Here is a 24,827-nt window from a genome sequence, read left to right as displayed (position 1 = left end):
AATCGATTACATGATACGGGCGGTTTTGGCGCATACTACATCAAGCAACAAAACATAGTGCAGGCAGAAGAGGAGGTATAGGATGAATCAGAAGATTGCACGGCTGATCATTGCGCTCAGCCTGTTATGCGGCTTGGTAACAGGCGCCGGCCCGATTCCGTTTCATGATGTCGTTCCAAAAGCATCAGCGGCTGAAGAAGCTGCAGCCAAAAGCGCTGCTAGAAACGAATTGGAGAAATTTGAGAAAGCATATGACCTGATTTCAAATGAATATGTGGAGCAGGTCGACAGGGAAAAGCTGTTGGAAGGAGCCATACAGGGCATGCTTTCAACATTGAATGACCCATACTCGGTTTATATGGATAAACAGACGGCAAAGCGGTTTTCAGATTCCCTTGATTCCTCTTTTGAAGGAATCGGCGCAGAAATCGGAATGGAAGACAGGAAAATCATTATCGTCTCTCCTTTTAAACAGTCTCCGGCAGAGAAAGCCGGATTAAAGCCGAACGATGAAATCATCAGCATCGACGGGGATTCCATGGCCGGAATGGATTTGAATGACGCCGTATTAAAGATCAGGGGCAAAAAGGGATCAACGGTTACGCTGAAAGTTCACCGACCAGGCATGAAAGACCAGCTGACATTTACGATTAAGCGCGATGAAATTCCGCTGGAAACGGTGTTCGCTTCCATTAAAAAAGTACAGGACAAACCTGTCGGCTATATCGCAATATCTTCCTTTTCCGAACATACGGCAAAAGATTTTACTGCTGAACTGAAAAAGCTTGAGAAAAAGGGAATAAAAGGGCTCGTTTTGGATGTAAGAGGAAATCCGGGCGGATACTTGCAAAGCGTGGAAGACATTTTAAAACATTTTGTGACAAAAGATCATCCTTATATACAAATCGCCGAAAGAAACGGAAATAAAAAACAATATTTCTCGAAATTAAAAGAGAAAAAACCATATCCTGTGAGCGTGATCACGGACAAGGGCAGCGCTTCGGCGTCAGAAATTCTTGCAGGTGCATTAAAAGAAGCCGAGGGCTACCACGTGGTTGGCGATCCTTCCTTTGGGAAGGGAACCGTCCAGCAGGCGGTCCCGATGGGAGACGGAAGCAATATTAAGCTGACGCTGTACAAATGGCTGACACCTAAAGGAAATTGGATCCATAAGCAAGGAATTCAGCCGACCGTTCCAGTTACACAGCCTGAATATTTCTCGGTGGGGCCTGTACAGCTGAAGGAGCCCCTCAAGCCGGATATGAACAACAGTGAAATTAAGCGGGCGCAGCTCCTGCTGAAAGGACTCGGGTTTGCCCCCGGCCGGGAAGACGGCTATTACAGTGAAAGCACAAAAAAAGCCGTCATGGCGTTTCAGGCAGAAAACAAGCTGAAACAAACGGGGATCATTGACCAAAAAACGGCAAATACAATGAACCTGCGGATTGAAGAAAAAAAGATGAAAGAAAAGAACGACCTTCAGCTGCAAGCCGCATTAAAAGTGCTGTTTAACAAAAAGTGAGGGCATGGGATGTCCTCACTTTTTTTATTCTCGGAAAATAAATTCTCAATCTTTTTACCTAAAATTTTTGTTTTTTCATAAAAAAAACATTCATAATGAATAGAATTGACCCGATAACATAAGTGTATGGGAGACTTTATAAGGATGTAAAGATGCAGTAAAAATGTAACTTTTGCAAGTTGTATAACAAAGGAAAACTTTTTAAAATAGAACCAAAGCTTTTTCAAGAATTATAATGTGTGCATTTTTTTTGCGGAGAATGTTAGCGCTGTTTGCGTTCTTCGTCTCTGTTGGTGGAGTCGTCTGACGCTTGCGCTTTTCTTATATATAAATAATAAATGGGGGTACACGATTGAAAAGGGCAAGTATTGTGAGAGAGAAAAAATACTATGAATTAGTGGAGCAGTTAAAAGTTCGATCACAAGACGTTACGTTTTCCGCTACAAAGGCAGTAGGATTGCTTATGCTGTTCAGCAGATACCTCGTGAACTACACTTCGGTCGAAAGTGTGGAGGATATCAATGAGGATTGCGCGGAACTTTATTTCAACTACTTGATGGACAACCACAAGCGGCTCGGCATCAATCTGACCGATATCAAGCGGTCAATGCAGCTGATAGGAGATATTCTTGATGTCGAAGTCAATCATTACCTGAAAGACTTTTCTTTGTCGAATGTAACGCTTTGGATGAGCCAGGAGAAATAAACCTCACGTTTACCATACCCAAGCATTTTATTATTTGTTAGAATAATAATAAAATGCACCAGCTTGCCTAAAGGTGCCAGCATTTGTCGTCACGAATGCGCTTGAAAAGCACCGGCGTTAAAGCATCATGACGAAAGTTTCTGCGGCTGACGGCTCAGGCATCCCGCCTGAACGGCCGCCCGTCATTTCCTCGTGCCGACGCTTTAGACAAGCTGGGATTCCCTAAAATATCCAACGTTAAAAAGCTGTCGTATTTAAGGCGGCCTGAAATGCTTGGCTGAGGCGGTGAACGTTCCCTTGTCTGTTGAAGAAAGCTTAATTGAACTTTTAAAAGGAGCAGGATTGTTCTTTTTGCACCCGCTCTTCTATTTTATGATGATCATGAGCCTTGCTTACGGCTATGCCCGGATCAAACGTGAAAGAAAGACATTCCATACGCGTATTGAAGATATTTATGACGAGTTCAAGTTTACATATTCCAAGGGACTATTGGCAGGACTCGTGCTGTCCATTGTTTCGTTCGGCTTAGGGCTGTATCTCCCGGTGGGCATGCTGGTTTTAATAGCGGCGGTCAGCGTTGTCGCAGCTTTAACTTTCAGACAGAGTCTGCTGTCAGCGGCGTATACGCTTGGCGTTAGCATTGTCGCCGGTTTATGTATTGAATACACCGGTTTCGGAGTGCTTGACGCGTTTCTGCCGCAGCTGTCCCTCGCGAATTGGCCGGCTGCTGCCGTTCTGCTCGGACTTCTGTTGGTGGCGGAAGGAGTGCTTGTCTACAAAACGGCACATATCAAAACTTCCCCTGCAATCGTCATGAGCAGAAGAGGGCTCCCAATCGGACAGCAGATTGCGGGCAGAACCTGGCTTCTGCCGTTGTTCATTCTCATTCCGGGACATGCGATTGAATCATCGGTTCCGTGGTGGCCCGTTTTGTCATTTAACGGCGGCTTTGAGCTCCTGTGGATTCCGTATTTCATCGGCTTCGGGCAAAGGGTTCAAGGATCGCTTCCGATTGAAAGCATTAAAATTACAGCGAGGCGCATCAGCGTGCTTGGTATCATCATTCTGCTGATCGCGGCAGGAAGCGTATGGTGGACGCCGCTTGCCGCTCTTGCAGCCGCAGCAGCGATCGCAGGAAGAGCCTTTTTATCCTGGAAACAGCGGATGAACGACAATTCCGCCCCTTTCCATTTTTCAAAGAGAGACCAGGGGCTGATGGTCCTCGGGATTATTCCGAACACGCCGGCAGCCGGTCTCGGTCTCAAGATTGGCGAAATCATCACGAAGGTCAACGGGATTGAAGTGAAAAATGCTGCGGACTTCTACGAAGCGCTTCAGAAGAACCGGGCTTTCTTCAAACTTGAAGTCGTCGGTTTAAACAATGAAATTCGTTTTGAACAAAGAGCTTCATATGAAGGGGAGCATCATGAGCTCGGCATCATCTTTGTAAAAGAAGAGGATGCGGTGATGAAGCATGCCGAGGCAGCAGCCTCAGCGGAAACAGAATAATTGATTTTAAAAAAGCGCCGCTTTCAGGCGCTTTTGCTTTTGCCTTGTGCGAAACTTTTTGGTTGTCTTTTACAAAACGTTCCGCTAGGATGATGGATAGAACTGATTGAAGGAGAATGATTGATGAAAAAGGCTTTTCTCGCCGGAGCTTTCATTTGTTTGATTGCCGTATTGGTTTCGGCTGCGGCCGGAGATTGGACGTTGATTTTCAAAGTTTCAGGAGCCGCCGGCCTAGGCGCAATTCTGTTGTCTGCTTTATGTTCGGGCGTATTTGTCAGCGGTGACCGTTTCAGGGGAAATCACGATTCGGAAACGAAAGAGCACAGGGATTGGAACGGCAAGCTGGCAAACGTGCTCGCCATTTTTGCGATGCCGAACCTCCTGGCTGCCGGAATCTCGTTCTTTTTCGCCTTTTAACGTCTGATTCCGAATAACGCGGCATGATGATGGACAAAATGAATGAGTGTCCATGTTTGTCCGTTTCTTTGTTCTTTAATATAATCGAATAAGATCAAGAAACGTGAGGAGGGTTTTTGTGTTTACAAAAGCCGTTTTTGCACTGATATTTCCTTTCTTGCTTGTCTTGTTTTTTACAAGGGTGACCTATAACCATTACGTCGGGATTGCGCTCACTGCAGCGCTGTTGTTCGCTTCATATTTAAAAGGTTATACGGAAACCTTTTTTATTGTAGGACTTGATATCGCCTCGCTCGTGGCCGGTTCGCTCTATGTGGCGAAAAAGGTGGGCGAAAAGAAGGAAGACTCATAGAACCGTAAGGATGATTGCCGTGAAGCCCTGCTTTTGATGCCAAAAAGGAGGGGTTTTTTGATAGATCAGGAATGGCCGGCTTTTGTGGAAAAACACAAAAACCGAACTTTAGTTCGTATTTTTGCTTCGGGTGTGTTAAAATAATAAACAGGAAGATTTCGTAAAGAAACGGAGGCTTTTTTGTGAAAGACCGCTTTGAATTAGTCTCGAATTATCAGCCCCAGGGGGATCAGCCGAAAGCGATTGATCAGCTTGTCAAAGGAATTAATGAAGGCAGAAAGCATCAGACGCTTTTAGGGGCAACCGGTACAGGAAAGACGTTTACGATGTCAAACGTGATTAAAGAAGTCAACAAACCGACTCTTGTGATCGCCCACAACAAAACGCTCGCCGGGCAGCTGTACAGCGAGTTTAAAGAATTTTTCCCCAACAACGCAGTCGAATATTTCGTCAGCTATTATGACTATTACCAGCCTGAGGCTTACGTGCCCCAGACTGATACATTTATCGAAAAAGATGCCAGCATTAACGATGAGATTGATAAATTAAGGCACTCTGCCACGTCTGCTCTTTTTGAACGCAAAGATGTCATCATTGTGGCGAGTGTCTCTTGTATTTACGGCTTGGGTTCTCCGGAGGAATACAGGGAACTGGTGCTTTCGCTCAGAACGGAAATGGAAATCGAGCGCAATGAGCTGCTCAGAAAGCTCGTTGACATCCAATATGCGCGGAATGATATCGACTTTCAGCGCGGAACATTCAGGGTGCGCGGCGATGTCGTCGAGATCTTTCCGGCTTCAAGGGATGAGCACTGCATCCGGGTTGAATTTTTCGGGGACGAAATCGAACGGATCAGAGAAGTGGATGCCCTGACAGGCGAAATTTTAGGGGAGAGGGAACACGTCGCGATCTTCCCGGCTTCCCACTTCGTCACACGCGAAGAAAAGATGAAGAAAGCGATCATAAACATTGAAGAGGAGCTGGAAGAGCGCCTCAAAGCGCTTCGTGAAGAAGGCAAGCTCCTTGAAGCGCAGCGTCTGGAGCAGCGAACGAGATACGATTTGGAAATGATGCGCGAAATGGGCTTTTGCTCGGGCATCGAAAACTATTCAAGACATTTGACGCTTCGTCCGGCAGGATCGACTCCATATACGCTGCTCGATTACTTTCCGGATGATTTCCTGCTGGTCATAGATGAGTCGCATGTCACCATGCCGCAGATCAGAGGAATGTACAACGGAGACCAGGCGAGAAAACAAGTTCTCGTCGATCACGGATTCAGGCTTCCTTCCGCTTTGGATAACCGTCCGCTCAGGTTTGAAGAGTTTGAAAAGCACATTCACAACATCGTGTATGTGTCGGCTACGCCGGGGCCTTATGAACTTGAGCATACGCCTGAAATGGTAGAGCAGATCATCCGACCGACAGGGCTGCTCGATCCGATCATTGAAGTGAGGCCGATTGAAGGGCAGATTGATGATCTGATCGGTGAAATCCAGCAGAGAATCGAGCGGAATGAACGCGTCCTCGTCACTACGCTGACGAAAAAAATGTCCGAGGATTTGACGGATTATCTGAAGGAAATCGGAATCAAGGTCACGTACCTCCATTCTGAGATTAAAACGCTGGAGCGAATCGAGATCATCCGCGATCTTCGTCTCGGCAAGCATGACGTTCTCGTCGGCATCAACCTGCTGAGGGAAGGACTCGATATTCCGGAGGTTTCACTTGTCGCCATCCTTGACGCAGACAAAGAAGGCTTTTTGCGTTCTGAGCGTTCGCTCATCCAAACGATCGGCCGCGCCGCCAGAAATGCCGAAGGCCGCGTAATCATGTATGCCGACAAAATCACCAACTCGATGGAAATCGCAATCAATGAAACGAAGCGCCGCCGCGAACAGCAGGAGGCCTATAATGAGAAACACGGCATTACGCCGAAAACGATCAACAAAAAGATCAGAGACGTCATCCGGGCAACTCATGCTGCTGAAGAACAGGAAGAATATCAAGTGAAAGAGGAGTCGAAGCTTTCGAAGATGACGAAGAAAGAGCGGGAAAAAGTGATCGCTCAAATGGAAAGCGACATGAAGGAAGCCGCAAAAGCGCTTGACTTTGAACGTGCCGCTGAGCTTCGCGACTTGCTCCTAGAGTTAAAATCGGAAGGATGAATAGAGAATGGCAACGAAACGAATTGAGGTGAAAGGTGCAAGGGCCCACAATCTGAAAAATATCGATGTCTCTATTCCGAGGGATCAGCTTGTCGTGCTGACAGGTCTTTCGGGATCAGGGAAATCATCCCTTGCGTTCGATACGATATATGCAGAAGGGCAACGGCGCTATGTCGAGTCTCTCTCCGCATATGCCCGCCAGTTTTTAGGACAGATGGACAAACCCGACGTCGATGCGATCGAAGGCCTGTCGCCGGCGATCAGCATCGATCAGAAAACAACGAGCCGGAACCCCCGATCGACAGTCGGAACGGTGACGGAAATCTATGATTATCTCCGGCTGCTGTTTGCCAGAATCGGAAAGCCGGTTTGCCCGGTTCACGGCATTGAAATTACCTCGCAAACGATCGAACAGATGACGGACAGAATTTTGGAATATCCCGAGCGCACGAAGCTCCAGGTGCTCGCGCCAATCGTCTCTGGAAGAAAAGGTTCGCATGTGAAAGTGCTCGATCAAATCAGAAAGCAAGGCTATGTAAGAGTCCGGATCGACGGCGAAATGAACGACCTTTCAGAGGACATCGAGCTCGAAAAGAATAAAAAGCATTCGATCGAAGTCGTCGTCGACCGCATCGTCATAAAAGAAGGCGTAACCGCTCGTCTCACAGACTCGCTCGAAACGGCGCTCCGCCTCGGCGAAGGCCGGGTGATCATCGATGTGATCGGACAGGAAGAGCTGCTTTTCAGCGAACATCATGCCTGCCCGCACTGCGGTTTTTCAATCGGTGAACTGGAGCCGAGAATGTTCTCTTTCAACAGCCCGTTCGGCGCGTGTCCGAGCTGCGACGGCCTCGGGTCCAAGCTGGAAGTCGATGTAGAGCTCGTCATTCCAAACGATGAGCTGTCGTTAAAGGAGAATGCGATTGCACCTTGGGAACCGCAGAGCTCCCAATACTATCCGAAGCTGCTTGAAGCGGTATGCAGCCACTATGGAATCGATATGGATGTTCCGGTCAGAGAGCTGCCGAAGCATCACCTTGAAAAAATCCTCTACGGCAGCGGAGGCGAGCAGATTTATTTCAAATATGAAAACGACTTCGGACAAGTCCGGGAAAACTACATTGAGTTCGAAGGCGTCATCCGCAATATCGAAAGGCGCTATAAAGAAACCAGCTCGGATTACGTTCGTGAACTGATGGAAAAATATATGGCCAATCAGCCGTGCCCTTCATGCAAAGGCTACCGTCTGAAAAAGGAATCCCTTGCCGTGCTGATAAACGGCCTTCACATCGGTAAGATAACCGAAATGTCGGTTTCTAACGCCCTTCAATTTTTCCGTGAACTTGAACTTTCGGAAAAAGACATGAAGATCGCCAACCTCATTTTACGGGAGATTGAAGAGCGGCTCGGATTTTTGAATAATGTCGGGCTTGACTATTTGACGCTCAGCCGCGCAGCCGGCACTCTGTCGGGGGGAGAAGCGCAGCGGATCAGGCTTGCAACGCAAATTGGCTCAAGGCTGACCGGTGTCCTCTATATCCTTGATGAGCCGTCAATCGGTCTTCATCAGCGCGATAACGACCGTCTGATTGAGACGCTCAAAAATATGAGGGATATCGGAAACACATTGATCGTGGTCGAGCATGATGAAGATACGATGCTTGCTGCCGATTATTTAATCGATATCGGACCCGGCGCGGGCGTACACGGGGGAGAAGTGATCTCCGCCGGAACACCGGAAGAAGTGATGAACGATGATCAATCGTTGACAGGGCAGTACCTCTCAGGGAAAAAATTCATTCCTCTTCCTGCCGAGAGAAGGAAGCCTGACAACCGTTTTATCGAGGTAAAAGGAGCAAAGGAAAACAACTTGAAAAATGTTTCCGTGAAGTTTCCGCTCGGCGTGTTCACAGCTGTTACCGGAGTATCGGGATCAGGGAAAAGCACGCTCGTCAATGAAATTCTCCACAAAACGCTGGCTCAGAAACTGCATCGGGCGAAGGCAAAACCGGGAGAGTTCAAAGAAATAAAAGGCATCGAGCACCTCGATAAAGTGATCGACATCGACCAGTCTCCGATCGGCCGGACGCCGAGGTCAAACCCGGCCACATATACCGGTGTGTTCGATGATATCCGCGACGTGTTTGCCCAGACGAATGAAGCGAAAGTCAGAGGATACAAGAAAGGGCGCTTCAGCTTTAACGTCAAAGGCGGACGCTGTGAGGCCTGCAAAGGCGACGGAATTATCAAAATCGAAATGCACTTCCTGCCCGATGTATATGTTCCTTGTGAGGTTTGCCATGGTAAGAGATACAACCGTGAAACGCTTCAAGTCATGTACAAAGGTAAAAATATTTCTGACGTGCTTGAGATGACGGTCGAGAATGCCGTTCAATTTTTTGAGAACATCCCGAAAATCAAGCGCAAGCTGCAGACCCTCTATGATGTCGGTCTTGGCTATATTACGCTCGGACAGCCGGCTACAACGCTTTCCGGGGGAGAAGCGCAGCGGGTCAAATTGGCATCTGAACTTCATCGCCGTTCAACGGGAAGATCCCTTTATATTTTGGACGAGCCGACGACAGGACTGCATGTCGATGATATCGCAAGGCTTCTGGCCGTTCTTCAGCGCCTGGTCGATAACGGAGATACAGTGCTTGTGATCGAACACAATCTCGATATTATAAAAGCAGCTGATTATTTGATCGACTTGGGTCCTGAAGGCGGAGACGGCGGTGGGATGATCGTGGCTGCAGGACCTCCCGAAGAAGTCATGAAAGTCGAAGGGTCATATACCGGCCGCTATTTAAAACCGATCATTGAACGCGACAAAAACAGAATGAAGAAGCGGCTTCAAGAAAAAGAAGCTGTCAAACCGTAAAAAACATGCTGCCGATGTCACATCGGCAGCTTTTTCAATGGCCGAATGATCAGCGGCAAGCTTCGTTCAAAAGATTTTCATTGCTCTTTTACTCAATAGCTGTTATAACGTAAAAAAACAAACAATAAAGGGGGATGGGGTGATGAAGATCGATCGCATGGATCATCTGGTCCTGACGGTAAAAGACATTGATGCGACATGTGAATTTTACAGCCGTGTGCTGGGGATGGACACGGTCACTTTTCGAGAAGGAAGAAAAGCGCTGGCATTCGGCAGGCAAAAAATAAACCTCCACGAAGCCGGAAAAGAATTTGAGCCGAAAGCACAGCACCGTGCCCGGCTCCCTAGACCTGTGTTTCATCACAAATACAGGCATTGATGATGTGATTCGTCATTTGGAGGGGCTGTCCATTAAGATTGAAGAAGGCCCCGCAGAGCGTACGGGCGCTGAAGGGCCGATTATTTCGGTTTATATCAGAGATCCCGACGGAAATCTGCTTGAAATATCAAACGAACTTCGCCAGAACGATTAACGTTCAGTCCGGCTGATGTGTTTGGTCGCTTCAATCATACTGTTTAAAATGTGAGTGCTGCTGCTGTTCAGCAGAACCTTTAAATAGCGGATTTCGCTGGAAAGCGGAGGAGCGGAATTGATCGCTTCCAATCGGTTCACGATCTCCTGATTCATCCTTTTTTGTTCCTGAATCAGACTAAGAAGCTGGGAGGCGGATGAGACGTATACTTCCGATTTCTGTTTCATAACGCTCGCTCCTTTTCATTGGCTTTGCCACATATTTTAAAGGGTTATAAAAAAAGAATCTATTCATAAAATCTAAAAAAATCAATTCGCGAAGTTTGACGCACGCCGATCGAATGAAAATGAAACCTAAAGGCCATGATACACGTAAACTGAGTATAAGGTCACTGTACATTAGACTTACAAGAACGGTTTACATCGATAAGGAGTGTTACGTATGACGAGAAACAACGCGCTGATTTCAGCAATTTGTTATTTTAGTGTTTTTTTTGCCCCGCTTATTTTGCCAATCGCTGCGTATTTTATAACAGATGATCAAGAAACAAAAAAGCATGCGATGCGTTCGCTTATTTCGCATATTATTCCGTTTATAAGCGTAGTCATATTGGCAGCAGGCGCGATCAGCGGTACGCTTATCTTTAATGATGGCGGTTATTTGGCGGTCATTTTCATGATCGGAGGTTTCGTTTTTTTCGGGATCATCAGTTTGATTATTGTGGTCTGGAACGTTGTTCAAGGGATTAAAATGCTGACTCAGGCCTAAAAGAAGGAGAACGGGGGAGCTTTTCATGAAACAGGAGAAAGAGCGAATTTTAAAATTGGTCGAGGAAGGAAAGCTGTCTGCGAAAGAGGCGCTGATCCTGATCGAAAAACTTGAAGAAGACTACAGGGAAACCGAGAGCAAGGTGACAGCTCTGTCTGAGGATGTCATTGATTCGGAGGACTTCTACAGCGAAAAGAAAAAAGAACCGAAGCCTTCGATCGGTTCCAAACTGTTCGAATGGATTGATACCGCTGTAAAAAAAGTAAAAGAAGCAGACTTGGATTTGAACTTCGGGCATTCGTTCGATGTCCAGCATATATTCCAGTTCAAAGACACCGATTTTTCGACTCTTGATATTCAGCTTGCCAACGGCAGCGTCAACCTTGTACCATGGAGCGATTCCGACATCAGAGTCGAATGCCAGGCAAAAGTGTACCGGGCCGAAAATCAGGATGAAGCAAGGCAGGCTTTTCTCCAGCATATCGACTGCGGTGTGGAAGGCGATAAGTTCACGATCCGTACGGAGAAAAAAACAATGAAGACCAACCTTACCGTCTATATACCGGACAAAGAGTACGGCAAAATCCGCTTTAAGCTGTTTAACGGCCCGGTCAGAGGGGAACATTTAAACGTAAAAGAGCTGTCCGCCAAAACGACGAACGGTGTGCTGTCGTTCTCTGCTCTCACGGCAGGAAAAGCTTCATTGGAAACTGCGAATGGACAAATCAAACTCACCGACCATACTTGCGGAGAGATTGAAGCGGAAACCATCAATGGATTGATCGATCTTAAAGGTTCATGCGAGGCGCTTGACCTGCAGAGTTTTAACGGCAATATCGCTGCAACAGTCAAAAATTCGCACTGCCGGACGGCATATGTGAAAACAACGACGGGAAGCGTAGAGTTGAATGTTCCCCGGGACTGCGCTGTAACAGCGGAGCTGAAAAGCAATCTCGGTTCTCTGTCTCATGATCTGTCAGATGCGGAAATTTTAAAAGAAAAAAACGAGACAATCCAGAAAGAAATGTATCTAAAAGCAAATCAAAATCATGATTATAGCATGACCGTGTTTTTGGAATCGAAGACAGGATCGATCCATTTAAATCATACACAGGAGTGATACAATGAAAAGGCTATTTCGATCCGAAACAGACAGAAAGATTGCCGGGGTCGTCGGGGGTCTTGCTGAATATTTAAATATGGATGCGTCATTGCTGAGAATCATTACGGTTCTATTATTTATATTTTCGACCGGATTTCCCGTCCTGCTGATATATATAGTCTGGGTATTCCTAGTACCGAATGAAGGGGAAGTCGACAGATGATACGATGGATCATAAACGTTCTTGTCAATGCCTTATTATTAATCGTCATTGCCGGTTACTTTGATGCGGTTCACGTCAGAAGCATCGGGGCAGCCATTACGGCAAGCTTGATTTTATCCATCTTAAATATGTTTGTGAAGCCGGTGCTGGTGATTTTGACGCTGCCTGTCACAGTGATTACGTTAGGTTTATTTTTGTTTATCATCAATGCGATCACTCTTTATATGACGGCATCCATTATGGGGGACAGTTTTGACCTGGACGGCTTTGGGACAGCCATTTTTGCGTCGATTGTCCTGTCGGTTTTCCACTTGCTCATTCAAAAAGCAATTATCGAACCGATGTCCAAAAAATAAGCTGAAGTCTGATGAATCATCAGGCTTCTTTTTTTTTGTCCGAATGTCTCTTTCATAAAAATGATCTGTAAAGGCAAAATACGAAAGGGAGGTAGACGATGAAAAAGTACAGAAATCGCCAAACCCTTTTGTTGTTGGCCGCAGTTTTACTTTTTGCCTTGCAGATGCCGCTTTCGTCCGCATCGGGAAAAGAACATATTCAGCCTCGTTCACCGGTCATCAGGCATACTCCTGTTGAACAGGTGAAAAAAGGAGACGACTTATATTTTTCCGCGCATGCTGCGGCCGCCGACACGGTCATTCTGTATTACAAGCAGCATGCCGAATTGCCGTATCGGGCGATTCCGATGGAAGTAGAGCCGGGCAAACAGAACGGCTATATTGCCAAATTGGAAAGCGAATCCATAGCATCCGACAAAGTCCAGTATTACATTGAAGCTCAAGCCGGTGATTTCTCTGTGAAGACCGATGTGTATACTGTCGCCCTGAAAGGCATGCGTACGGATACACAAAAGCTTCCGGAGCTGCTGATCACGGAAATGGTTGTCGACACGTCAAACATCGGTGCAAAAGACGGCTATGAATTTATTGAAGTTTATAACAATACCAATAAAGCTGTTCATCTGAACAGCTACAAAATCAAATACAGACATCCCGAAAAGGGCAAGGAATCAGATGCCATCTGGCCTTTTGAACACGATGATGTGACGATTCCTTCCGGCCAAACACACGTGTTTTGGGTAAAAAACCGCTCAAACGGGCATTTGACAGAAGAGGATTTCAATCAGCATTACGGTGTTCACCTTCGTAAAGGGAAATCGCTATCTGTTCTCAAAGGGAGCGGCATGGCGAATACCGGGCCGAGGGAAGTGATCATCTGCACAAACAGCGGGGAAGAGGTCGCATCCGCCCGTTATCAAAGCGAGCAGGATAAAACAGATGTCGCTAAAAATAAAGCGCTTCTTTATCGATATCCGCTGGACGGAACGAAGCATATGAAAATCATATCGGCCGGGGAAGAAAAACCGTCGCCTGGTTCGCTTCTGAAGGCGCAGGTTCCTTCACAGACGGTGACGGTTATGCCGGATAGAGAAAAACCGGAGATCCATGATATGACGGATCATCAAGCGGTAAAACCAGGTGAAACGATCCAGCTCTTAGCCGATATGAAAGACAATCGGCAAGTGAAACAGGCGCAGTTTTTCTACCGCATGAATGATGATGAGCCGTTTACTGAAGTCCGTGTTGAAAAAAGCCGCAATGACGGCCTGTACCGCCACAATATCTATTTTGCCGAACTCATTGGCAAAGAAAAAGTGGAGTACTATATGCGGGCAGGTGATGGATCAAATGTTACGGCGACTGAAAAGAAAACGATACCGCTCGAACAGCGCATTTTGAAGGGACTCAGGCTGAATGTAAGCGAAGGCGGAACCGTTTCCGGAAAAATGCTGCTGAAAGCCACATCAGAAAAGCCGCCTTCTGAAACGACAATTCGTATTGACGGGATTGAACAAAAGGAAGGTGAACCGGCGCTTGAAAAAAAAGCCTACTTTGCTTTCGATGTCAATCAAACGAATCTGTATTTTAAAAATGCTGTAACGATCGGCAAGAGGATTCAAAAAGTTTTTGACGATTCGCGCCGCCGGTATGCGACAATCACGGTCCCGGTTTCTCCGGAGGAATTTAAAAAAGGAAAGCCGTTTGCGATTAAAGTTCGTTCAGGCACGAAATCAACACCATTTGAACAAACTGCAGAAGAAAACAGGGATGATTTTGTCCTCAAGAATCCCCGCCTCATACTAGCGGATGGGACCATCATCCGCGATGAGCGGTACGACGATCCGAAAGCCGAGCTTCCGGCCGGTGACGGCCCTGGGGCACATGAATGGTATGAATTCCATTTTTCGATTCCGGAAGCCAAGTTTGCATCGCTCGCCAGTCAATGGCATACACGCGCCTGGGATGAAGGGCAGCACATCGTTGAAGCGGAGAATGGCGAAGAAAGGCTCATCCGCAGGGTGACGGTCGATAACACAGGTCCTGAGATCAAGACGTCATTAGAAGACGGCAGGACATATAAAGGGTCGTTTGAGATCAATGCGGCCGCACACGATAAATGGAGCGGGATGAAAAGCATAAAAGCCTTTCTTGACGGCAAAAAGATTGCGCTTCCCTATCTCGTATCTTCTGCCGGCCTGGATGCGGGAAAGCACGAGTTGAAAATAAAAGCGGAGGACAGCGCCGGCAACCTGTCAATCGTGAAAAAGGCATTTTATATTAAAGAGGAAAAGCCGGACAAGCCCGCCCGGGTCAAAAATGCACCCGGCAGCACACATGCTAAGCTGGCTGTCCGCGTCAAGGACCCGACAAAAGATAAGATGAAAGTGTCATTTCATCAGGGATTTCAGTACACAGTAAAAGACGAAGAGCATATTGATGTGTCAGCGAACGAAAGCGGGACGGAACCTCCGCAAAGCTTTGCGGTCAGGGGGGAAAAGGCGCTGACAAAAGAAGAGCGCAGCGGCATGTCCGCACTTGACGGTAAAGGTTTTGAAACCTCGTCAACAACAAAGTTTCCGTACCATCGCTTTGATGTAAAAGTGGATGAAAATACGGGGCCGAACGACAAGGTGGAAGTGCTGTGGCGCGGGAGTTCACTTCCCGGCAGAAAAGTCTCCATGTTCGCCTGGAATTGGACCAGCAAGAGATGGGAGACGCTGACATTCCATGTTGCAAAGGATGACAAACCTTTTACCCTCAAAGGAAGCATCAAAGCTGCCGATTATATTCGCCAATCCAAGGCGAGCATCATCATTCAGGATCAAATTCAGCTTTCGCAAAATGACTATACATTTGTGTGGATGTCTGATACGCAATATTATTCGGAAAGCTATCCGCACATTTTTGAACGTCAAGTCAAGTGGATCGCAGAACAAAAGGACAAGCTGAACATTCAGTACGTCTTTCATACGGGGGATCTTGTGGATGAAGCGGATCAGCCGCTGCAATGGAAGCGCGCCGACCAGTTCATGAAAGTTCTCGACGACAATCAAGTTCCATACGGCGTGCTGGCGGGCAATCACGATGTCAGCCATAAAGACCGCTCTTATTTGAAATTCGGTAAGTACTTCGGGGAAAGACGTTTTAAACAAAAACCGCATTACGGCGGGTCTTATCAGAATAACAAAGGCCATTACGACCTCATTTCCAGCGGGGGCAACGACTATATCATGGTGTCGATGGGGTGGGGAATCGGAAAAAAAGAACTGCAGTGGATAGATGATGTTCTGAAACGCCATCCCGACCGAAAAGCGATTTTGTCATTTCACGAGTTTTTGCTTGTCAGCGGAACCAGAAGTCCAATCGGGGAGAAAATATTTGAACAGATCATCAAGCGGAATCCGAATGTGATCGCCGTGTTAAGCGGTCACTATCACAGCTCAAACTTAAAAATCGACAAGCTTGATGATGACGGGGACGGCAAAGCGGATCGCAAGGTTTATCAAATGCTTGCCGACTATCAGGGCGGTCCTGAAGGAGGCCAAGGTTATTTACGAATTCTCCATGCGGATCCGAAGCATGACACGATCCATGTCAAAACGTATTCGCCATATCTTGACGACTATAATTTTTATGATCCGCACCAATTCGGCCCGAAAGACGAGTTCAACATCAAAACGGATCTGAAACCGCGGAAGAAAAAGGTTAAAACCGATTATTTTGAGCTGAATGTCTTTTCAAACAAGGAGATTGGAAAAGCGAAAACGGTGAAAAGCGGAAAGACAGCTTCAGTGATATGGAAGGATTTACAGCCGAATACAACCTATTTCTGGTATGCCGCAGCTTCTGATCAATACGGCGGCAAAAGCAGGTCTCAGATTTGGAAATTGACGACAAAAGATGACGGTATGAAATCCTTTTTAATAGATCAAACAGCCGGGGCGGGCTCAGCCCGGCGGCAATTGTCGGGGAGCCCCCCGCCGGCCGGCATGATTTTAAAGCAAGGGACACTTGAGCCGTCAGCTGAAAAAAACATCCCAATTGTTGAAATCGGCTTTTGGCTGGCGGCGGTTTTCATTTGCGAACGTAAAAAGCATTTGTTTTCCTAAGGGGAGCAAATGCTTTTTAGTTTGTCACGTCTTTTTCCAGACGGGTTGCCGTGTCGGTTTGTTTTTTTCTGTAAAGCGATAAAACGCTGACAGAAGCGATGACGGCAAGTGAAAGGACGGCGGCAGTAAAGTAGAGGTTGAAAAACCCCGCTCCCACACTTTCATGGATCGCTTCGCTTATGATATCTTTCACTTTCGGGTCGGGAATTTGGCTGAGTGATTCGTTCAGACGCGATACGTCCGTCTCACCGCCTGTAAACCCCTTGATCGGCATCCCTGCATCATTCAGCTTATGTTTGATAAGTGTGCCGATATTTTCATAGCCGGCCGTTATATATCCTGCATACAGTGCGGGCGCCAAGGTCATCCCCATCTGCCTGACGAGTGATAATGTACCGAGGGCTGTCCCGTAATCCTGTTTTGCTGTCTCGGATACAAGCATATTTAACGGCGCGCCTAACAGAAAACCAAAACCGACCCCTGCGATGATGCTTGCCAAAACAAATTCCCACTTCTCTGTCACCCAGACGGATAAGAGTAAAAACCCGGCGAACGAAATGACTCCCGAGAGCCATGCCGCCTTTACCGGTCCTTTTCGGTCGGCGATGATTCCGCCGAGCCCCGCTCCTATCCCTGAAGCCAGTGCCAGAGGCGTCATCCAGTACCCCGCTTTTTCAGGAGCGACATGCAAATATTGTTCCGCATATGCAGGAATAAAAATAACAGCTGCCAAGAGTCCGCCGGATAAAAATCCGATAAAAAGCGTCCATTGAAACACCTTGTTTTTTAATAAGCTGTAGGCAAGTATCGGGTCGCCGCCCTTCAGCTCTATGCGTTTTTCGTAAAAAATGAGTCCCGCAAAAAGCGCGCAGCCGATCAGAAGAAAAAAGTAAACCTTTGGATCGGACAGGACGGCAGACAGGTTCTGTCCATTAATATTTGTTATTCCGTACATGACAGCTAAAATCGCAAGAGACAACAGCACTGTTCCGGCCAGATCGAGCGGCTTCTGTGTTCCGCCTTTTGTTTCCTTCATCAATGGAACGCTGAGGATGATCAGCGCTGCGGCAATCGGAAGGTTGATCAAAAACAGCCAGTGCCAGCTTCCAGTCATATCTAAAATAAAGCTGCCGATATTCGGACCGAGCACTGCCGCGATTCCGTTCATCGCACCTAAAAGCCCAAGTGCGGTTCCCTGTTTTTCTTTAGGCAGCGCAGTGAGAATATGCGAGCTTCCGATAATAAAAATTCCGCCGCCGCCAAGCGATTGAATCAGCCTTGCCAATAAGAACATCGGGAAGTTTTGGCTCAATGCAACCAGCAGCGAACCGATGCCAAACAGCAAGACCTCGATAATAAACAGTTTTTTGCGCCCGTACCGGTCAGACAGCTTTCCGACGATCGGAACGCTCACTGCCAAACCGAGCGTATAAAGCGTGATGCCCCATGCTCCCCATGAGGGGGATACTTGAAAGGAATCGTTGATTGTTGTCAGTGCGGCTGAAATGATGCCGTTGTCTAAAGCAGCCATAAACACGCCGATCGTAAACAATAATACGGCCCACTTTTGGTTCACACCATTTATCCTCCTTTTTCATTAACTCAAAATAAATAATTCACTTTGAATGAACTATTTTAATCATCCATAAAAAAACACGTTTTGTCAAAAGAAATTTTTCAACAAAAAAAGCTGCGCCGGTTTCCGGGCAGCTTGTCTATTCATCGTCAGCTTTTAACGCTTTTTCAAGAATTGTAAGGCCTTCATTCACTTTGATTTTTTCCTGTTCATTCAGCTTCAGCAGCGCTTTTTTGAGCTTTTCGTGCCCTTTTTTGTAAAGGCTTCGAAAAATCCCCTTCGCATCTTCGGTTAATTCAACAACAATCGTTCGCCGGTCTTGCTCTGAATGTGTTCTTTTGATGAAGTTCGCCTGTTCAAGGCGGCTGAGCAGTCCGGTCATATTCGAAAGGGAAGCTCCCATTTTTTCGGCAATTTCGGAGACTTTCAATGTGCCGTGGTTGTTCAGAAGCATTAAAACCTTCATTTGCGGCATGCTGAGATCGAGCTTCATCCATTCGGAGACATCCCCCAAGCCGGCAGCGGTCAGCACTTTCATATAAAGAACCCATGTCTCTTTCTCTTCCGGGGTCAAAATGTCTTCGTTCAGCACGGTTGTATCATGAATATTGTATTTCAACGGTTCTTCACTTCCTTTTCACGTTCCTCTTTACATACTACTGATTTTTCGCTTTGAAAGAAAGCACTTCATCGAAGTGTCAAGGCGCCATTTTCAAAAAATGTTTTAGGTTCATTTTGAAAGTGATAGAATAAAGCTGAATGTCTAGTTCTTCATCTGAGAAGAGGAGGGTGCATCAATCGTGCCGAAAGTTCGAACAAAAGATGTGATGGATAAATTTAAGCTTGAGCTCATCAGCGGAGAAGAAGGGATCAACCGCCCGATTACGATGAGCGATTTATCAAGACCGGGCCTTGAAATGGCTGGTTATTTTACATACTACCCTAAAGAGAGGGTTCAGCTGCTGGGGAAGACCGAGATTACCTTTTTTGAAAAGCTTCCAGAGGAAGAAAAAAAGCAGCGGATGCTGTCGTTATGCACGGAAATTACACCGGCGATCATCCTTTCCCGTGATTTGCCGATTCCGCCTGAACTCGTGGAGGCTTCCGAAGAAAACGGCGTGCCTGTGCTTCGTTCCCCGCTGAAGACGACGCGCCTGACAAGCCGTCTGACAAATTTTCTTGAAAGCCAGCTGGCTCCGACAACTGCGATTCACGGCGTCCTCGTCGACGTTTACGGCGTCGGGGTGCTGATTATCGGAAAGAGCGGCGTTGGAAAAAGCGAAACGGCTTTGGAGCTTGTCAAAAGAGGCCATCGTCTTGTGGCTGATGACTGCGTTGAGATCAGACAGGAAGACCAGGATACATTGATCGGAAGCGCGCCTGAATTAATTGAGCATCTCCTAGAAATCAGAGGCCTTGGCATTATCAATGTCATGACGTTATTTGGCGCGGGGGCGGTCAGAAGCTTTAAGCGGATTACCCTTGTGATGAGCCTGGAGCTTTGGGAGCAAGGAAAGCAGTATGACCGCTTAGGGCTTGAAGAAGACACAATGAAAATTATTGATACAGACGTTCCGAAGCTGACAATTCCGGTTCGTCCGGGAAGAAATCTTGCCGTCATCATCGAAGTAGCCGCAATGAACTTCAGACTGAAGAGAATGGGGCTGAATGCCGCGGAGCAATTTACTCATAAGCTTGCGGATGTGATTGAAGATGGTGAGCTTGAAGAATAGGAGCTGACAATATGAATGAAACGATTGAACCTTTAAATCCGATTGCTTTTCACCTGGGGCCGATCGCTGTCCATTGGTACGGCATTATCATCGGCCTTGGCGCTTTGCTGGGCTTGTGGCTGGCGGTCAGGGAAGGCGAACGGAGGGGACTGCATAAGGACACCTTTGTCGATTTGGTGCTTTTTGCGATCCCGATTGCGATTTTATGTGCAAGGGCATACTATGTCATTTTTCAATGGGGTTATTACAGTGAACATCCGGACCAGATTATTCAAATATGGAACGGCGGCCTTGCGATCCACGGCGGACTGATCGGCGCCGTGCTGACGGGTATCATTTATGCGAAGGTCAAAGGGCTTTCGTTTTGGAAGCTGGCTGATATCGCTGCTCCAAGCATCCTGCTGGGTCAGGCAATCGGCCGCTGGGGAAACTTTATGAACCAGGAAGCGCACGGTGAGGCGGTGTCAAGAGCGTTTTTAGAAAACCTCCACCTGCCTGATTTTATCATTAATCAAATGTATATTGACGGACAGTACTACCAGCCTACCTTTTTGTATGAATCACTGTGGAGCTTCACGGGAGTCGTCGTTCTGCTTCTTTTAAGAAAAGCGAATTTAAAGAGAGGCGAGCTGTTCTTAATCTACGTCATTTGGTATTCGATGGGACGCTACTTTATCGAAGGGCTAAGAACTGACAGCCTGATGCTGACGGAGAACCTTCGCATCGCACAGGTTATTTCGATCGTACTGATCCTCTGTGCGGCTGCGCTGATAGCCTACAGACGTTTCAAAGGCAGAGAGATTAAACGTTATCAGGAGATGTAGCGATTTTACAAAGGGGAGACAGCAATGAAGGGAACTTTAAAAGCCGGTGCTGTAGCGGGGCTGAAAACGACGTGGACGCTCGGAAAAGTGATTTTTCCTGTCACGCTGATTGTCAGCCTGCTGCAGCATACACCGGTGATGGACTGGTTGATCAAGCTGATCACGCCGGCGATGGGAATTTTCGGGTTATCAGGGGAAGCGGCGATACCGCTTGTGCTCGGCAACATGCTGAACTTGTATGCCGGAATTGCAGGGATTTTAACGCTTGATCTGTCGGTTAAAGAAGTGTTTATTTTAGCGGTGATGCTGTCGTTTTGCCACAATTTAATTATCGAATCGACCGTTGCTTCAAGGGTCGGAATTAAAATATGGCTTATTTTACTGGTGCGCATCGGTCTCGCTGTTTTTTCGGCCATTATCATCAATCTTGTCTGGCATGGCGGGCAGGATGCGGCCAAATACGGCTTGATCTCAGCGAAAAGCGCTGCGCCTTCCGGCTGGTTTGAAATTGCGCTTGAAGCCGTGACCAAGGCGGGTCTTGGTGTCCTTCAGCTTGCAGCCATCGTGATACCGCTGATGATCATCATTCAATATATGAGAGACCTCGGCTGGCTGAATACTTTTTCAAGGTGGTTTGCACCGCTGACGAGAATGCTCGGAATGAAAGAGAACACTTCAATGACGATGGTTGCCGGGCTGACGATCGGCCTTGCATACGGGGCCGGTGTTATGATCAAAGCGGTCGAAGAAGACGGCGTCAGCAAAAGGGATGTAACGCTTGCTTTTATTTTTCTCGTCGCCTGCCACGCGGTTGTTGAAGACACACTCGTATTTATCCCGCTCGGCATTCCGGTCTGGCCTCTTTTATTGATCAGGCTTATAACCGCGATTCTGCTGACGATCGCGATATCGCGCATCTGGAGAAAGCCGGGTTATTCCGTTCGCAGAAAGGAAGCTTTGTATGAAAGTTAATACGGTTTTATTTGATTTGGATGGAACGCTCATCAATACAAATGAGCTGATTATCGCCTCATTTTTGCACACGCTCGATCATTATGCACCGGGACGCTATAAACGGGAGGATGTCCTTGCTTTCATCGGACCTTCCCTTTATGAAACGTTCTCAAGCATTCAAAAGGATAAGGCTGAAGAAATGATCACCATGTACCGGACATTTAATCATCAGATGCATGATGAACTGGTAACCGAGTATGAGACGGTTTACGAGACGCTTGAACGCCTTGCGGAAGAAGGGTATAAGCTCGGCATCGTCACGACAAAGCTGCGGGACACCGTCATCATGGGGCTTAAACTGACGGGGCTTGATGCCTTTTTCGAGACGGTTGTGACGCTGGATGACGTCGAGCGGCCGAAGCCTGATCCCGAGCCTGTTTTGCTTGCCCTTTCCAAGCTTGGCAGCCGTCCGGAAGAAGCCATCATGATCGGTGATAATTACCACGATATTTTAGCCGGGAAGAATGCCGGAACGAAAACAGCAGGCGTTGCATGGACGATTAAAGGAGAAGAAAGCCTGGCCAAACACGAGCCTGATTTTATGCTTCAGCAAATGAGCGATCTCCTTCACATTCTTGGAGTGGAGAAAGTTTGAGAAAGACGAAGCGCTACCCGGTGTCCGGCGCTAATTCCTTATGGCACATCTATCAGACTGTTCCGTTTTTTAAAGTGGTCAAAAACTTTATCATCATTCAGGCGGCGCGCTATACGCCGTTTCTTGGAATGAAAAACTGGATGTACCGGACGTTTTTGCGGATGAAAATCGGAGAGAAATGTTCATTTGCTTTAATGGTCATGCCGGATATCATGTTTCCTGAAAAAATCTCAGTCGGGCGAAACACCGTGATCGGCTATAATACGACCATTTTGGCGCACGAGTATTTAATAAAAGAATATCGGCTCGGCGAGGTTATCATCGGCGATGAAGTCATGATCGGAGCCAATACGACGATCCTTCCAGGCGTCGAAATCGGAGACGGCGCAGTCATTTCTGCCGGTACGCTCGTTCATAAAGATGTGCCTCCGGGCGCTTTTGTCGGCGGCAATCCGATGCAGCTGATCTATACAAAAGAAGAAATGGAAAAAAGATTGGAGCCCCCCGCTAAATAAAGAGCGGGGGCTTTTATTTGCAATCAGCGTTAAAATTCATGATTGTTCCTTTCCGTAATATGCTTCACACCGATCCATTTCTTTCCGACTTTTGAGTACCTTGTATTTGTCATCGTAACGGAACTTGTACTGCTGTCGGTTCTGAAGATGGCCTCTTTCATGTTTGTAATCGTACAGTTATCAATATTGACCACGGCTTTAAATGTCGAGCCTCCGAGCTGGCGAATGAATTTACCTCCTTGATCGGCAGTGAAATTTTTCACGGTAAATGTGCTCGCTTTATTAATTTGAAAGATTTTGTCCGCGGCAAGCCGGGCCGATCCTCCGTTAATCGTGACACTTCCTTCGCTTTTGACAGTCAAGGCATCTTCGCCGACATCTTCCCAAACAACATTGTTTATGGAGGCGTTTCCATAAGTGTGAACACCATCAGCAGCAGGAGCGCCTAGCACCACATTTTTGAGCGTTGCACCATCCTCCACTTTGAAAATCGGTTTTTGATCTTCGCGCTGGCTGCCGTCCCCCAGCTCCGGACCTGCAATCAGCCGCTTGCCTTTTCCGTCATACGTTTGGCCTTTCCCGACTACGATCGTTTTGTGAACGACCTCGGCGGCCAAAGCTTTTTCAGGCAGAGCCTGTCCAAACCCGCATACGAGCAAACCAGACAAAATAATTGTACCTGCTAATCTCTTCATCATTTCCATCCTCCTCAAGAAATATTTTTGATACAGATGTTTGTCTCCCTTAGATGAAAATAATTTCTGGTCCTTTTGCAATAAGATGAGACACCTATTTCGGTACTATCATATATGCGAGTTTGCTGAATGTAAACAAATAATTTGAATATTATGAAAAAACAGTAAATTAAACACACGCGATAATGTTATCTTCTGTATGTTGGATTTGTCAAAAGGGTAAAGCGGCTTATTTTAATGAGGGTTGAAAGAACTAAAAAAAGGCAGGGATTAATCTGCCTTTTTAGGCGGCGATCACGATCGCCTGACTGCCCATCTGTTTCCATGATTTCTCGAAATTTTCTCTGTCTGTTTTTCTGTTTTTATATCCGTACGGATCATTCAAATAAACGTAATCCTCATCATAGCCTGTCACGGCAACACTGTGAACGCTGTACGTCACATCGACTTTGCCTGACGGTGTATTCCATGTTTCCATATCGTTGACTGGGGTGAAATGTACAGTGGTGATGACCCAAACCGGTCTGCCCTGATTCAGCTGTTCATAAATTTTTCCCGGCTCACTCCCCGTCAAATCGACCGCTTTAGTACCTGCGTATGAATAGGCCAAATCGTAAATCGGACCATGGTAGACACTCAGTCCGGGTCCGTTTTCCATATCTCCGACAAAGCCGTCGTTAGGATTTCCCTTTAAGCCGTTTTCATATTGCAGAGGCACTCTTTTCACCTCATTGGCAAGTTCAGTTTTTGTGACACTATATCCGCTGTAGTTTAAGATCATTGCCAGGCTGGCGACTTCACAGCCGTTATAAAGCTTCGGCGAGTCCATTTGGTTGATCAGCGGAACGTCAAGCGGCTGACGCTCTCCTTTATTGTTCCCATTGTCAGCAGCAGTTTTATGGCTGCTGTGCAACATTTCGGCTAACGGGCTTAACGCATCTTTAGAAAACAGAATAAGAACGGCGGTCATAAGAACTGCTACGAAAAAAATATAAAAAAGAGTTTTGAAAAATTTCATTCTGAGTCTCCTGTCTTCCCGTTGCTGGTTTGGTTAAGGCAAAGATTTGCGATCGTATATATATTATAACATCAAGATGTTTATTACATAAAAGTTATCATTTCCTATACGGTGTCAGAGTCTATTTTAAGAGAGGCTGTTGATTTTGATTCTTTTATCTGTTAGCATATTATCATATTAGCGAACTAAAGGATTCGGAATTTTCCTT

Annotated in this window: 24 protein-coding genes; 19 read left to right on the top strand and 5 right to left on the bottom strand. The window is 46.8% G+C overall.

Annotated elements, in window-relative coordinates; genetic code table 11:
• Positions 1-82 precede the first annotated feature (82 nt).
• The 9 genes from MKX80_RS19250 (at position 83) to MKX80_RS19210 (ending at position 10,088) form a co-directional block, all read left to right on the top strand.
• Positions 83-1,522: a S41 family peptidase gene (locus MKX80_RS19250; RefSeq protein WP_154997355.1), complete on the top strand. Its 1,440-nt coding sequence runs from the start codon at positions 83-85 to the stop codon at positions 1,520-1,522.
• A gap of 352 nt (positions 1,523-1,874) precedes the next feature.
• Positions 1,875-2,228, top strand: a complete 354-nt coding sequence (gene swrA, locus MKX80_RS19245) for a swarming motility protein SwrAA (RefSeq protein WP_003185659.1) — start codon at positions 1,875-1,877, stop codon at positions 2,226-2,228.
• 297 nt (positions 2,229-2,525) lie between these two features.
• Positions 2,526-3,737: a PDZ domain-containing protein gene (locus MKX80_RS19240; protein ID WP_182071115.1), complete on the top strand. Its 1,212-nt coding sequence runs from the start codon at positions 2,526-2,528 to the stop codon at positions 3,735-3,737.
• 123 nt (positions 3,738-3,860) lie between these two features.
• Complete coding sequence (locus MKX80_RS19235; RefSeq protein ID WP_154997361.1) at positions 3,861-4,154, top strand: DUF5316 domain-containing protein; 294 nt, start codon at positions 3,861-3,863, stop codon at positions 4,152-4,154.
• Positions 4,155-4,272: 118 nt separating this feature from the next.
• Positions 4,273-4,506, top strand: coding sequence for a CsbA family protein (locus MKX80_RS19230; protein WP_043926665.1), 234 nt, complete (start codon positions 4,273-4,275; stop codon positions 4,504-4,506).
• A 182-nt stretch (positions 4,507-4,688) separates the two neighbouring features.
• Complete coding sequence (uvrB, locus tag MKX80_RS19225; protein WP_154994620.1) at positions 4,689-6,674, top strand: excinuclease ABC subunit UvrB; 1,986 nt, start codon at positions 4,689-4,691, stop codon at positions 6,672-6,674.
• A 7-nt stretch (positions 6,675-6,681) separates the two neighbouring features.
• A complete protein-coding gene (uvrA, locus tag MKX80_RS19220) occupies positions 6,682-9,555 on the top strand; it encodes an excinuclease ABC subunit UvrA (RefSeq protein ID WP_234112327.1) in 2,874 nt (957 codons plus the stop codon).
• 142 nt (positions 9,556-9,697) lie between these two features.
• Complete coding sequence (locus tag MKX80_RS19215) at positions 9,698-9,934, top strand: VOC family protein (protein ID WP_326086555.1); 237 nt, start codon at positions 9,698-9,700, stop codon at positions 9,932-9,934.
• 4 nt (positions 9,935-9,938) lie between these two features.
• Positions 9,939-10,088: a glyoxalase gene (locus MKX80_RS19210; RefSeq protein WP_326086552.1), complete on the top strand. Its 150-nt coding sequence runs from the start codon at positions 9,939-9,941 to the stop codon at positions 10,086-10,088.
• On the opposite strand, the gene MKX80_RS19205 is transcribed toward MKX80_RS19210, so the two are convergent.
• Positions 10,085-10,315: a hypothetical protein gene (locus MKX80_RS19205; RefSeq protein ID WP_268310644.1), complete on the bottom strand. Its 231-nt coding sequence runs from the start codon at positions 10,313-10,315 to the stop codon at positions 10,085-10,087. The genes MKX80_RS19210 and MKX80_RS19205 overlap by 4 nt on opposite strands.
• 214 nt (positions 10,316-10,529) lie before the next feature.
• On the opposite strand from MKX80_RS19205, the gene MKX80_RS19200 reads away from it, so the two are divergent.
• The 5 genes from MKX80_RS19200 (at position 10,530) to MKX80_RS19180 (ending at position 16,649) form a co-directional block, all read left to right on the top strand.
• Positions 10,530-10,856, top strand: coding sequence for a DUF4870 domain-containing protein (locus MKX80_RS19200; protein WP_043926660.1), 327 nt, complete (start codon positions 10,530-10,532; stop codon positions 10,854-10,856).
• 25 nt (positions 10,857-10,881) lie between these two features.
• The gene (locus MKX80_RS19195) at positions 10,882-11,976 is read left to right on the top strand and encodes a DUF4097 domain-containing protein (protein WP_154994628.1); all 1,095 of its coding nucleotides are present in this window, start codon (positions 10,882-10,884) and stop codon (positions 11,974-11,976) included.
• A 4-nt stretch (positions 11,977-11,980) separates the two neighbouring features.
• Positions 11,981-12,181 carry a PspC domain-containing protein gene (locus MKX80_RS19190; RefSeq protein ID WP_145651223.1) on the top strand — a complete coding sequence of 67 codons (201 nt, stop codon included), beginning with the start codon at positions 11,981-11,983 and terminating at the stop codon, positions 12,179-12,181.
• Positions 12,178-12,537: a phage holin family protein gene (locus MKX80_RS19185; protein ID WP_182069996.1), complete on the top strand. Its 360-nt coding sequence runs from the start codon at positions 12,178-12,180 to the stop codon at positions 12,535-12,537. The genes MKX80_RS19190 and MKX80_RS19185 overlap by 4 nt, the downstream gene beginning before the upstream one ends.
• A gap of 98 nt (positions 12,538-12,635) precedes the next feature.
• On the top strand, positions 12,636-16,649 hold the full coding sequence (locus MKX80_RS19180) for a metallophosphoesterase (protein WP_268342830.1): 4,014 nt from the start codon (positions 12,636-12,638) through the stop codon (positions 16,647-16,649).
• A 16-nt stretch (positions 16,650-16,665) separates the two neighbouring features.
• Here the strand turns inward: MKX80_RS19180 and MKX80_RS19175 are convergent, their stop codons facing one another.
• Both MKX80_RS19175 and MKX80_RS19170 read right to left on the bottom strand, forming a co-directional pair.
• On the bottom strand, positions 16,666-18,225 hold the full coding sequence (locus tag MKX80_RS19175) for an MFS transporter (RefSeq protein ID WP_182069998.1): 1,560 nt from the start codon (positions 18,223-18,225) through the stop codon (positions 16,666-16,668).
• A 139-nt stretch (positions 18,226-18,364) separates the two neighbouring features.
• A complete protein-coding gene (locus MKX80_RS19170; protein ID WP_154994160.1) occupies positions 18,365-18,844 on the bottom strand; it encodes a MarR family transcriptional regulator in 480 nt (159 codons plus the stop codon).
• A gap of 181 nt (positions 18,845-19,025) precedes the next feature.
• Here MKX80_RS19170 and hprK point away from each other — a divergent pair, with 181 nt between their 5' ends.
• The 5 genes from hprK to MKX80_RS19145 are packed head-to-tail and all read left to right on the top strand — an operon-like array spanning position 19,026 to position 22,906.
• The gene (gene hprK, locus MKX80_RS19165; protein WP_043926653.1) at positions 19,026-19,958 is read left to right on the top strand and encodes an HPr(Ser) kinase/phosphatase; all 933 of its coding nucleotides are present in this window, start codon (positions 19,026-19,028) and stop codon (positions 19,956-19,958) included.
• 11 nt (positions 19,959-19,969) lie between these two features.
• Positions 19,970-20,782: a prolipoprotein diacylglyceryl transferase gene (gene lgt, locus MKX80_RS19160; RefSeq protein ID WP_154994162.1), complete on the top strand. Its 813-nt coding sequence runs from the start codon at positions 19,970-19,972 to the stop codon at positions 20,780-20,782.
• Between the two features lie 24 nt (positions 20,783-20,806).
• On the top strand, positions 20,807-21,754 hold the full coding sequence (locus tag MKX80_RS19155; protein WP_154994164.1) for a nucleoside recognition domain-containing protein: 948 nt from the start codon (positions 20,807-20,809) through the stop codon (positions 21,752-21,754).
• Complete coding sequence (gene ppaX / locus MKX80_RS19150; protein WP_003185617.1) at positions 21,744-22,391, top strand: pyrophosphatase PpaX; 648 nt, start codon at positions 21,744-21,746, stop codon at positions 22,389-22,391. Before MKX80_RS19155 ends, ppaX begins: the two co-directional genes overlap by 11 nt.
• Positions 22,388-22,906: an acyltransferase gene (locus tag MKX80_RS19145; RefSeq protein ID WP_154994165.1), complete on the top strand. Its 519-nt coding sequence runs from the start codon at positions 22,388-22,390 to the stop codon at positions 22,904-22,906. The genes ppaX and MKX80_RS19145 overlap by 4 nt, the downstream gene beginning before the upstream one ends.
• 29 nt (positions 22,907-22,935) lie before the next feature.
• Here MKX80_RS19145 and MKX80_RS19140 read toward each other — a convergent pair whose 3' ends face one another.
• Positions 22,936-23,601, bottom strand: coding sequence for a pectate lyase (locus tag MKX80_RS19140; RefSeq protein ID WP_216929779.1), 666 nt, complete (start codon positions 23,599-23,601; stop codon positions 22,936-22,938).
• Positions 23,602-23,884: 283 nt separating this feature from the next.
• Positions 23,885-24,619, bottom strand: coding sequence for a C39 family peptidase (locus tag MKX80_RS19135; protein ID WP_154994169.1), 735 nt, complete (start codon positions 24,617-24,619; stop codon positions 23,885-23,887).
• Between the last annotated feature and the right edge of the window lie 208 nt (positions 24,620-24,827).

It is taken from the genome of Bacillus sp. FSL K6-0972, from assembly GCF_037976035.1.
Taxonomy (GTDB): Bacteria; Bacillota; Bacilli; order Bacillales; family Bacillaceae; genus Bacillus; species Bacillus haynesii.
The sequence above is the reverse complement of the archived record's forward strand: the minus strand, read 5'-3'. Positions and strand labels throughout refer to the sequence as shown.